The sequence below is a fragment of the Saccharothrix sabaoui genome, assembly GCF_051756985.1.
Classification (GTDB): Bacteria; Actinomycetota; Actinomycetes; order Mycobacteriales; family Pseudonocardiaceae; genus Actinosynnema.
This window is the reverse complement of record NZ_JBPKJK010000055.1, coordinates 42,804-53,952: the sequence shown is the minus strand read 5'-3', so window position 1 is coordinate 53,952 and position 11,149 is coordinate 42,804. Positions and strand designations below refer to the sequence as shown.

Genomic DNA, 11,149 nt, shown 5'->3' with positions numbered 1-11,149 from the left:
GTGCGACGGTGACCGGGTGCCGCGCGACGAACCCCCGCCCCGCACGCCCGACGGCCGGTACGTCGTGATCGACGGCAGGCGGTGGCGGGCGACGGACCCGACCGTGCCCGACGACGCCGCGGCCCGCCTGCGCGGCGCCCTGATGGCGTCCCGCCGGGACGTGGGCCGGGCGCTGCGGGCCGGCGACCCGGACGCCGAGCGCCGCGCCCGCGACCGCGTCCAGCTGGCCAAGGTGGCGCTGGGCGAGCGCGGCACGCCGTGGTGGGAGCAGTCCGACGAGGAGCGCAGGCGGCGCTGGGAGTCCGGCCTGACCGACCTGGGCGCGTGACCGGGCCCTACCCCCACGGGGGTAGCGCGATCTCACCCCGCGGGTGGGCGACGGTGGTCGGGGCCGCGACTAGGTTTGCGCCGTGCGTTTCCAGCTGACCCCGGCCCGGCTCGACGTCCTGCTCGCCCTGGTGCTGACCTGGCTCACCCTGGACACGGTGATCAGCCGCGCGGACGGACCGGTGCCGTTCCACGAGTGCGTGCTGGCGGCCCTCACGGTGGCGCCCATCGCGCTGCGCCAGCGCGCGCCCGTGGCGACCGTGGCGGTGGTCATCGCCGCGGTCGCCGCGTACAGCGGGCTGGCCACCGGCCTGATCCCCAACGCGGGGGTGGGTCTGCTGGTCGGCGTGTTCACCGTGGCCGTGCTCCGGCCGCGGGCGGTGGCGGCGGCGGTCGTCGCGGTGGCGCTGTGCGTGCTGGCGGTCGTGGTGCTGCGGGTCGACGCCGAGGCCGCGTGGTCGGAGATCGTGCAGTCCGCGGTGGTGGTGGTCGGCGCGTGGGTGCTGGGCGAGGGCACGCGCCGGTGGTCCGAGCGGGCCGAGCGGGCCGCCGAGGAGGCGACGCGGGCGGTGGCCGCGGAACGGGTGCGGATCGCGCGCGAGCTGCACGACGTGGTCGCCCACCACATGTCGGTGATCTCGTTGCAGGCCGGTCTCGCCTCCTACGTGCTGGACACCGACCTGGCGACGGCGCGCCAGGCCATCGGCACGGTCGGCGAGACCAGCCGCGAGGCGCTCACCGAGATGCGCAGGCTGCTCGACGTGCTGCGGGTCGACCCCGACGAGGACTACCGGCCCCAGCCGGGGCTGGCCGACCTGGACGACCTGGTGGCCCGGGCCCGGGGCGCCGGGCTGACCGTCGTGGTGCGGGTCACCGGCGAGGTCCGGGACCTGCCGCCGGGACCGGACCTGTGCGCGTACCGCGTCGCGCAGGAGTCGCTGACCAACGTCCTCAAGCACGCCGCCGCGGCGCGTGCCGAGGTGGAGGTGGACTACGGGCCGCAGACCCTGACGCTGGCGGTGACCGACGACGGCACGTCCGCCGCGCACGTCCCGCTCCGGCTGCCGGTGACCTCGCACGGCATCCGCGGGATGCGCGAGCGCGCCGAGCTGTACGGTGGCGTGCTCACCGCCGGACCGCGTGCCGGGGGAGGGTTCGGCGTGGTCCTGCGCCTGCCGCTGGGGGACTCGTCGACGGGGGGTGACCGGTGACCGTCCGCGTGCTCGTCGCCGACGACCAGGCGCTGATCCGCGCCGGCCTGGTCGCGCTGTTCACCGCCGCGCCCGGGTTCGAGGTCGTGGGGGAGGCGGCGGACGGCGCGCAGGCCGTGGCGCTGGCCGCGACCACCGCGCCGGACGTGGTGCTGATGGACATCCGGATGCCGGTGCTGGACGGCATCGCCGCCACCCGCGAGATCCTGGCCGAGGCGGGGGAGGACCCGCCGCGCGTGGTGGTGCTGACCACGTTCGACCTGCCCGAGTACGTCTACACCGCGCTCGGCGAGGGCGCGTCGGGCTTCCTCGTCAAGGACACCCCGCCGGAGCGGATCATCTCCGCGGTCCGCACCATCGCGGCGGGCGACATCCTCATCGCCCCGCACATCACGCACCGCCTCATCGAGACCTACGCCCAGCACCACCGGGCCACGTCGATCGGCGCGCCGCAGCTCGCGACCCTCACCGCGCGGGAGACCGAGGTGCTGCGCCTGGTCGGCAACGGCCTGACCAACGCCCAGATCGCGCAGCGGCTCGTGCTCAGCGAAGCGACGGTGAAGACGCACGTCAAGCGCATGATGGGCAAGCTCGCCCTGTCCAGCCGCGCGCAGGCCGTCGTGGTCGCCTACGAGACCGGGTTGATCGTGCCGAGACCGGCCGGGTGAGCGACCGGCCCGACGGGCGGACCCGCCGAACGGCGGGCGGAACGGACACCGCCGGGCTATGGTCGGGTCGGGGGACCACCGGTCACGGCGACCGCCCCGCGCGGACCGGGGGGCCTCGTTGAGTTTCTGGGAGTTCGTGGTCGACCGGTGGAACCGGTTGCTGGTCGAGGCCCTGCTGCACGTCAGCGCGGTGGTGCAGTGCGCGCTGCTGGCCGCGGTGATCGGGGTGTCGATCGGCGTGGCGGTGTACCGCAGCCCGGTCGGGTCGGCCCTGGCGACGGCGTTGACCAGCGCGGTCCTGACCATCCCGTCGTTCGCCCTGCTGGGCCTGCTGATCCCGGTGCTGGGCCTCGGGGTGGAACCGACCGTGGTGGCGCTCGTGCTGTACGGCCTGCTGCCGGTGGTGCGGAACACGATCGTGGGCCTGGGCGGTGTGGACCACGCGGTGCGCGACGCGGCGCGCGGCGTCGGGATGAGCCGGGTGACCGTGCTGACCAGGGTCGAGCTGCGGTTGGCGTGGCCCGCGATCCTGACCGGCGTCCGGGTCGCCGCGCAGATGCTGATGGGCATCGCCGCGATCGCCGCCTACGCGCGCGGCCCGGGGCTGGGCGTGGAGATCTTCGCCGGCCTGACCAGGGCGGGCAGCGCGAACGCGACCAACCAGGCGATCGCCGGGACGCTCGGCATCGTCGTCCTCGCGCTGGTCCTGGACGGGATCTTCGCGCTGATCGGCCGCTGCACCGTCTCCAGGGGGATCCGTGGCCAGTGAGATCGAACTCGTCGACGTGACCAAGCGCTACCCCGGCGTGCGGGAGCCCGCCGTGGAGTCGTTCAGCCTGACCGTGCCGGCGGGGGAGACGGTGGTGCTCGTCGGGCCGTCGGGGTGCGGCAAGACCACCACGATGCGGATGGTCAACCGGTTGATCGAGCCGACGTCCGGCCGCATCACCATCGACGGGCGGGACACGCTGTCGCTCGACCCGGACGAGCTGCGCCGCGGCATCGGGTACGCCATCCAGCAGGCCGGGCTGTTCCCGCACCTGACCGTCGGCCAGAACGTCGGCACGGTGCCGGGCCTGCTGCGCTGGGGCCGCGCGCGGGTGGCCGACCGGGTGGACGAGATGCTCGACCTGGTCGGGCTCGACCCGGCCGAGTACCGCGACCGCTACCCGCGGCAGCTCTCCGGCGGCCAGCAGCAGCGCGTCGGGGTGGCCCGCGCGCTGGCCGCCGACCCGCCGGTGCTGCTGATGGACGAGCCGTTCGGCGCGGTGGACCCGATCACCCGCGGCAACCTCCAGGACGAGCTGATGAGGCTCCAGGCGGAGCTGCGCAAGACGATCGTGTTCGTCACCCACGACTTCGACGAGGCGGTGAAGCTCGGGGACCGGATCGCGGTGCTCGGCCCGCGTTCGTCGGTGCTCCAGTACGACACGCCGGAGGCGATCCTGGCCAACCCCGCCGACGACACGGTCGCCGGGTTCGTCGGCGCCGGCGCGTCGCTCAAGCAGCTGCGGCTGCGCCGGGTCCGCGAGGTCGCGCTGAGCCGGGCGCTGACGGCCTCGGTGCACGACTCGCCCGCCGAGGTCGGCCGCAGGCTGGCCGGCTCGCCGCACCGGTACGCGCTGCTGCTCGACGGGCGCGACCGGCCGGTCAGCTGGGTGCACGCGGGCACCGCGCGGCCGGTCGGCGACCCCGTGACGCTCCAGTCGACGTTGCAGGACGCGCTGGAGGCGATCCTGACCGAGGGCGGCGCGGCGGTCGTCACGGGCGCGCGCGGCGAGTACGTCGGCCTGGTGGAGGTGGACGCCGTCATCGGCACCGTGCAGAAGCTGCGCGACGACCACGCCGCCGACGACCGGGCGGAGGCCCAGGCATGACCGGTGTGGCCGGCGTGGCGGGCGTGGCGGGTGTGGCGGGTGTGGCCGCCTCGCGGCAGCGGGCCGAGCGGCTGCGCCTGCTGGTCCAGCCGCTGGCCGTGCTCGTGCTCGTCGGCGGTGTGCTGACCTGGGCGTTCACCCGCGACCTCGACTCGATCGAGCGGGGCAGCATCAACGTGCCCACGCTGGCGTCCGCGACCTGGGACCACCTGGTGATCAGCGTCGTGGTGACCGCGCTGGTGCTGGTGGTGGCCGTGCCGCTGGGCGTCGTGCTCACCCGGCGGTGGGCGCGGCGGGCCGCCCCGGTGTTCCTGGGCGTCGCCACGATCGGCCAGGCGTCGCCCGCCATCGGCATCCTGGTGCTGTTCTTCCTGGTCTCCGGCCTGGAAGGGCTGTGGGCGGCGGTGCTGCCGATCGCCTTCTACACGTTGCTGCCCGTGCTGCGGAACACGGTGGTCGGCCTCCAGGGCGTCGACCCGGCGCTGGTGGACGCAGGGCGCGGCATCGGCATGTCCGCCGGCGCGGTGCTGCGCCGGGTCGAGCTGCCGCTGGCCGTGCCGCTGATCCTGGCCGGCCTGCGCACCGCGCTGGTGCACGCGGTCGGCGTGGCCACGCTCGCGGTGTTCGTCAACGGCGGCGGCCTGGGCCTGCTGATCGACACCGGCTACAAGCTCTCGCGGGTGACCGTCCTGGTCACCGGCGCGGTGCTGGCCGTGGGGCTCGCGCTGCTGGTGGACTGGCTGGGCGCGGTCGCCGAGGCGTACCTGGGACCGAAGGGGCTGCGGTGAAGGCGCGGTTCGCCCGCGTCGCGCTCGTCGCGACCACCCTGCTGGCGTCGGGCTGCGGCCTGGAGTCGTCGTTCGCGCTGCCGTTCGAGGTGGCGCCCGGGTCGATCCGGCCCGTACCGGAGCTGGCCGGGGTCGAGGTGGCGGTGGGGTCCAAGGACTTCACCGAGAACCAGGTCCTCGGCTACCTCGCCGAGGTGGCCCTGGTCGCCGCCGGGGCCGAGGTGCGGGACATGACCAACATCCAGGGCTCCAACAGCTCCCGCCAGGCGCTGATCACCGGCGACGTCGACCTGTCGTGGGACTACACCGGCACCGGCTGGATCAGCTACCTGGGCAACACCGAGCCGATCCCCGACGAACGGGCGCAGTACGAGGCGGTCCGCGACGCCGACCTGGAGCGCAACGGCCTGCGCTGGCTGGAGTACTCGCGGGTCAACAACACCTACGCGTTCGCCGTCACCGGGGAGTTCGCCCGCGCCCACGGGCTGCGCACCACCTCCGACCTGGCCGCGCTCGTCGCCCGCGAACCCGACAAGGGCGTGTTCTGCCTGGAGACCGAGTTCCTCAGCCGGGGCGACGGGTTCCCGGGCGCGGCGGCGGCCTACGGCATCGACCCGGCCGCGGTGGAGGTCAAGACGTTCGGCATCGGCACGATCTACACCGCCACGGCGACCGGCCTGTGCACCGTCGGCGAGGTGTTCACCACCGACGGCCGCATCCTGGCGCTGGACCTGCTGGCGCTGGAGGACGACCGCGGGTTCTTCCCCCGGTACAACGCGGCGATCGTGCTGCGCGAGGAGTTCCACCGGGCGCACCCGCAGGTCGAGCGGGTGATGGCGCCGATCGTGGCGAAGCTCGACAACGAGACGGTCCTGGCGCTCAACGCCGAGGTGGACGTGGACGGCCGCGACCCGGCCCTCGTCGCCCGCGACTGGCTGGTGCGCGAGGGGTTCGTGACGCTGCCGACGTCGTGACGCGGGGGTGGTGCCCGGTCGTGCCGCCGCGACCACCGCCGGGAGGTCGGTTCGGCGGGACGTGCTGCGGCCCGGGAACGGCGTCGCGGCCCGGCCGGGCGTACGCAGTTCTCCCCATGCCGGACCGGCGTCCCCGACTGCTCTCATGGACGTGAGCCGCCCGCGGGGGCCGGCGCGCGGACGCCAGGGGCACTGGGGGCTCCTGGCGTCCGTATCTGCGCGGGGCGTGCCGCCTCCTCAACCCACATGGCCGAACTCCACGCACGCGACCTGCGGGGTGCCCTGGACGTCGTGCACGCGCTGCACGAGGACGACGCCGAGGACACCGGCCTCGTCCTGCTCGGTCGCCTGGTGGGGTGCGACCAGGTCAGCGTGATCGACAGCGACCACGTGTCGCGCAGGCTCGCCGCCGTCACGCTGACCCACCCCGACCGCGACCTGACCGGCAGGCCCGGCTTCGCGGACGCCGTGTCCGGGCACCCCGGCTTCGCCGCCTACCGCTCGGGCCGCCTGGCGGTGGGCGAGTCGGTGGCGCTGACCGACCTGGTCACGCCGCGCGAACTGCGCCGCCTGCCGCTCTACGCGGACTTCTACCGCCCGCAGGGCACAGCGGACCAACTGCTCGGCATCATCCGCCTCACCGGCAGGATCGGCCTGACCGCGGTGCTCAACCGGTCGCGCCCCGGCTTCACCGGCCGCGACCGGGCGGTGCTCGACCTGCTCGTCCCGCACCTCGGCCAGGCCAGGCGGCAGCGGGCCCGGCTGGCGGCCCTGGGCGCCGCGACCCGCACCGGCGCGCTGCTCGACGCCCAGCACCTCCGCTCGCCCACCGCGCTGGCCGACCTGACCGCGCGGGAGCGCGAGGTCGCGCACTGGATCGCCGAGGGCGCGACCGACGCCGAGGTCGCCAGGGGCCTCGGCATCAGCGTGCGCACCGTCCACAAGCACGTCGAGCGGGTGTTCCGGAAGCTGGGCCTGACCAACCGCGCCGGCCTGGGCGCGGTGGTGCACCGCGCTAGCGGGTGAGCAGGTCCCGCAGCGCCTTCACGACCTCCGCCGGCGCCTCCTCGGCCATGAAGTGCCCGCACGTCACCGTCCGGTGGTCGAGGTCCGGGGCCCACGCCCGCCACCGCGCGGCGGCGTCGAAGCCGAGGGCCGCGCCCCAGTCCTGCTGGAGCACGGTGACCGGCATCCGCAGCACGACGCCGTTCGCCAGGTCCGCGCGGTCGTCCTCGACGTCGACGCCGGCGGAGGCCCGGTAGTCCGCGACGATCGACGGCACCGCCTCGCGCGACGCCCTCAGGTACTCGGCGCGCACGTCGGCCGGGATCGCGGCCGGGTCGGTGGCCCAGACGTCCAGGAAGTGGCCGAAGAACTCGTCCGCCGCGCCCGCGATCATCGCCTCCGGCAGGCCGGGCGGCTGCGCCATCAGGTAGAGGTGGAAGCCGACCGCGGCGCTCGTGCCGTGCATCACGTCCCACGTGTCGAGCGTCGGCAGCACGTCCAGCGACGCCAGGTGGGTCACCGCCCCGGGGTGGTCGAGGCCGGCGCGGACCGCGACCAGCGCGCCCCGGTCGTGCCCGGCCAGGGCGAACCGCTCGTGGCCGAGCGCGCGGGCCAGGGCCACCACGTCGTCGCCCATGACCCGCTTGGAGTAGGTGCGGCCGTCGGTGTCGGCGGGCTTGTCGCTCGCGCCGTAGCCGCGCAGGTCGGGGACGATCACGGTGTGGTCGGCGGCCAGGTCGGCGGCGACGTGCCGCCACATCAGGTGGGTCTGCGGGAAGCCGTGCAGCAGCACGACGGGGCTGCCCGAGCCGCCGACGGCGACGTGCAGCGACACGCCGTCGGCGACGGTGACGCGCTGCTCGGTGAACCCGGTGATCCTGGGGGGCATGGTGACTCCTTCGTGGTGTGCCACCAGGCTGCGGCCCGCCGATCAGCACCCGGTCAGCACCCGGTCAGCGCCCGATCAGCACCCGGTCCGCGCTTGGCCGGCACCACCGCGGGTGCCGCGTAGGGTTGGTCCCCGCGATGGTGGAGTTCCGGGTGCTGGGGCCGGTGGTGGCCGAGGACGCGCGCGGGCCGGTCGGCCTGGGTGGGCCCCGGCACCGCGCCGTGCTGGCGCGCCTGCTGGTCGCGCGGGGGCGGGTCGTGCCGGTCGAGCGCCTGGTCGACGACCTGTGGGAGGACGGCGCACCGGACGGCGCGGTCGGGGCGGTGCAGACGTTCGTCGGCGCGCTGCGCAAGGCGCTGGAGCCGGACCGTCCACCCAGGACACCCGCGCGGCTGCTCGTCACCGCCGCGCCGGGGTACGCGCTGAGGGCGTCGGAGGTGGACGCCTGGCGGTTCGAGGAGGGGGTCGCGGGGGCGACGCGCCTGCTGGCGGACCGGCCGGCGGAGGCCCGCGCGCTGCTCGACGAGGTGCTGGCGCTGTGGCGGGGACCGGCGTACGCCGAGTTCGCCGGGCACGGCTGGGCGCGCGGCGAGGCGGACCGGCTGGACGAGCTGCGGCTGCTCGCCCTGGAACGGCGGGCGGAGGCGGCGTTGGCGCTGGGCCTGGCGGCCGAGTCGGTGCCGGACCTGCGGGCGCACGTCGCGGCGAACCCGCTGCGCGAGGACGGGCGCGCGCTGCTGGCCCTGGCCCTCTACCGGACCGGGCGGCAGGGCGAGGCGCTGGCCGAGCTGCGGTCGGCGCGCGAGGTGCTGCGGGCCGAGCTGGGCGTCGACCCGGGAGCCGGGCTGCGGCGGCTGGAGCACGACGTGCTGGCCCAGGCACCGCACCTCGACCTGTCACCGGTCGCCGAGGCGGGCACCTCGCTGGACCCTGCGCCGCACAGTGCGCCGGGCACCCCGCCGCAGGCCGTGTCGGACCCTGCATCGGACGTGCCGCCGGCCGACCGGGCGGGCGCGACCTCGGCCGGCTCCGGATACCCGTTCGTCGGACGGGCGGACGAGTTGGCCGAGCTGGACCGGGCGGCGGGGGAGGGGCGGCGGTTGGTGCTGCTCTCCGGCGCGGCCGGTGCCGGGAAGACCGCGTTGGCCAGGGCGTTCGCCGGTCGCCTCGACGGTGCGGGGTGGCGCGTCGCGTGGGGCGCGTGCCCCGAACCGCCCGGCGCGCCCGCCGACTGGCCGTGGACGCAGGTGCGCGAGGCGCTGGGGCTGCCCGACGTCCCCTCCGGGTCGCGGTTCGAGCGCCACCGGGCCGTCGCGGTCGCCGTGGGCGGGCTCGGGCGCGTGCTGCTGGTGCTCGACGACCTGCACTGGGCCGACGAGGAGACCCTGGCCCTGCTGATCTCGCTGGTCACCGACCCGGCCGCCGAGCGGGTGCTGGTCGTCGGCACGTACCGGTCCACCGAGATCTCACCGGCGCTGGCCGGCGCGCTGGCCCGGGCCGCCCGCGCCGAACCCGTCCGCGCCTACCTGGGCGGGCTGACCGAACCGCAGGTGGGGGAGCTGGTGCGGGCCACCCCGGGGCGGCGGCCGACACCCGCCGAGGTCCGCATGATCCACCGGCGCAGCGGCGGCAACTCGTTCTTCGTGCGCGAGCTGACCCGGCTGTGGCGGGCCGGGGGCGACGCCGTGCCGCACGCGGTCCCGACCGGCGTCCGCGACGTGATCCGGCACCGCCTGGCCGCGTTCCCCGAGGGGACCCGCACGCACCTGAGGCAGGCCGCCGTCCTCGGCCAGGACGTCGACCTGGACGTGCTGGTGCGGCTCGCGGGCGACGAGGAGGGCGTGCTGACGTCGGTGGAGTCCGCGCTGGCGGCGGGCTTCCTGGTCGAACGGGACGCCGACCACCTGCGGTTCGCCCACGCCCTCGTCCAGGAAGCCCTGTACGAGGACACCGCCCGCGCCCGCCGCGCCCGGTGGCACCTCGCGGTCGCCGACGTCCTCGAAGCGATCCGGCCGGACGAGGTCGAGGCCGTCGCCCACCACCTGCTGCGCGCGGGCGGTCGGGCCGACCCGGGCCGCACCGCCCACCACGCCCGCGCCGCCGCCGAACGCGCCGAGCACCGCTTCGCGCCACACGAGGCCGCCCGCCTGTGGCGCGCGGTCCTGGACCTCACCGGCACCGACGCCCCGGACCGCCGCCATGCCCCGGACCGCCGCGACGCCCCGAACCGCCTCGACGGCCCGAACCGCCTCGACGGCCCGGACCGCCTCGACGCCCTCATGGGCCTGGTCCGGACCCTGTCCGTCACCGGTGACCTGCCCGCCGCCCGGCGGTACCGCGCCGACGCCGTCACCGCGGCCGAGGCGCTGGGCGACCCGGTGCGCACGGCCGCCGTCATCGGGTCGTCCGACGTGCCCGCGATCTGGACCACCAACGACGACGAGGCCCTGTCCGCCCGCCTGGTCACGGCCGCCGAGCGCACCCTCGCCGCCCTGCCCGCCGGGTACGACCGGGAACGCGCCCGACTGCTCGTCACCATCGCCCTGGAACGCCGCGCCGACACCGGTCCGCGCGGCGCCGGGGCCGCCCGCGAGGCCGAGGCGCTCGCCCGCCGGCTGGACGACCCGCTCCTCCTCGCCCTGGCCCTCAACGGCCGCTTCCTCCACGAGTTCCACCGCACGGGCCTGGCGCCGGAACGCGCCCGGATCGGCGCGGAGCTGCACGCCCTCGCCGCCCGCCACCACCTCGTCGCGTTCGAGGTGCTGGCCCACCTGATCCAGCTCCAGGCGCACGCCGCGCTGGCCGACCTGGCCACCGCCGACCACCACGCCGCCGAGGCCGACGCGCTGGCCGACCGCCACGACCTCCCGCTGGTCTCCGTCTTCACGGACTGGTACGCCGCCCTGCGCCTGGCGATCACCGGCCTCCGCGACGAGGCCGCCTCCGCCTACCGCGCCGCCGCCGCGCGCCTGCCGTCCACCGGCATGCCCGGCCTGTCCGCGGGCCTGCTGCCCCTGGCCCTGCTCACCCTCGACCTCCCGCAGCCGGACGCGGACCCCGGACCGCACGAGCCGTGGACCCGACCGGCCGCCGACATCCCCGACCCGCCGCACGACCTGCTGCTGGAGGTCAGGCTCTGCCTGCACGCCCGGGCCGCCCTCGCCGCCGGCGACCGCGCCGCCGCGGCCCGCCTGCACGACGCCCTGCTGCCGGCCCGCGACGAACTGGCGGGCGCGGGCAGCGGCCTGCTCACCCTCGGCCCGGTCGCCCACCACCTCGGCGACCTGGCCAGGGCCCTGGGCGACCACGAGCAGGCCGCCGCCCACTACCGCCGGGCCGAGGCCGTGGCCCGCCGAGCGGGCGCCCCGCACTGGACCGCCGCCGCCCTCGCGGGCGCGCGGACCGGTTGA

The 11,149-nt window shown here is 76.2% G+C and carries 10 protein-coding genes; 9 read left to right on the top strand and 1 reads right to left on the bottom strand.

Going from position 1 to position 11,149, the window contains the following annotated elements; genetic code table 11:
* The 8 genes from ACR807_RS19065 to ACR807_RS19030 all read left to right on the top strand — a co-directional run.
* Nucleotides 1-328: hypothetical protein (locus ACR807_RS19065; protein ID WP_438922687.1), on the top strand; the 328-nt coding region annotated here is incomplete at its 5' end.
* An 82-nt stretch (nucleotides 329-410) separates the two neighbouring features.
* On the top strand, nucleotides 411-1,538 hold the full coding sequence (locus ACR807_RS19060) for a sensor histidine kinase (protein ID WP_438922686.1): 1,128 nt from the start codon (nucleotides 411-413) through the stop codon (nucleotides 1,536-1,538).
* Entirely contained in the window at nucleotides 1,535-2,206 is a 672-nt protein-coding gene (locus tag ACR807_RS19055) for a response regulator (RefSeq protein WP_438922685.1), read from the top strand. Before ACR807_RS19060 ends, ACR807_RS19055 begins: the two co-directional genes overlap by 4 nt.
* 118 nt (nucleotides 2,207-2,324) lie before the next feature.
* Nucleotides 2,325-2,975: an ABC transporter permease gene (locus ACR807_RS19050; RefSeq protein WP_438922684.1), complete on the top strand. Its 651-nt coding sequence runs from the start codon at nucleotides 2,325-2,327 to the stop codon at nucleotides 2,973-2,975.
* A complete protein-coding gene (locus ACR807_RS19045; RefSeq protein ID WP_438922683.1) occupies nucleotides 2,965-4,083 on the top strand; it encodes an ABC transporter ATP-binding protein in 1,119 nt (372 codons plus the stop codon). The genes ACR807_RS19050 and ACR807_RS19045 overlap by 11 nt, the downstream gene beginning before the upstream one ends.
* The gene (locus ACR807_RS19040; RefSeq protein ID WP_438922682.1) at nucleotides 4,080-4,871 is read left to right on the top strand and encodes an ABC transporter permease; all 792 of its coding nucleotides are present in this window, start codon (nucleotides 4,080-4,082) and stop codon (nucleotides 4,869-4,871) included. The genes ACR807_RS19045 and ACR807_RS19040 overlap by 4 nt, the downstream gene beginning before the upstream one ends.
* The gene (locus ACR807_RS19035; protein WP_438922681.1) at nucleotides 4,868-5,845 is read left to right on the top strand and encodes a glycine betaine ABC transporter substrate-binding protein; all 978 of its coding nucleotides are present in this window, start codon (nucleotides 4,868-4,870) and stop codon (nucleotides 5,843-5,845) included. The genes ACR807_RS19040 and ACR807_RS19035 overlap by 4 nt, the downstream gene beginning before the upstream one ends.
* A gap of 246 nt (nucleotides 5,846-6,091) precedes the next feature.
* Nucleotides 6,092-6,871 carry a helix-turn-helix transcriptional regulator gene (locus ACR807_RS19030; RefSeq protein WP_438922680.1) on the top strand — a complete coding sequence of 260 codons (780 nt, stop codon included), beginning with the start codon at nucleotides 6,092-6,094 and terminating at the stop codon, nucleotides 6,869-6,871.
* On the opposite strand, the gene ACR807_RS19025 is transcribed toward ACR807_RS19030, so the two are convergent.
* Nucleotides 6,861-7,739: an alpha/beta fold hydrolase gene (locus ACR807_RS19025; protein ID WP_438922679.1), complete on the bottom strand. Its 879-nt coding sequence runs from the start codon at nucleotides 7,737-7,739 to the stop codon at nucleotides 6,861-6,863. The two genes, ACR807_RS19030 and ACR807_RS19025, sit on opposite strands and share 11 nt — an antisense overlap.
* Before the next feature lie 137 nt (nucleotides 7,740-7,876).
* On the opposite strand from ACR807_RS19025, the gene ACR807_RS19020 reads away from it, so the two are divergent.
* On the top strand, nucleotides 7,877-11,149 hold the full coding sequence (locus tag ACR807_RS19020; protein WP_438922678.1) for an ATP-binding protein: 3,273 nt from the start codon (nucleotides 7,877-7,879) through the stop codon (nucleotides 11,147-11,149).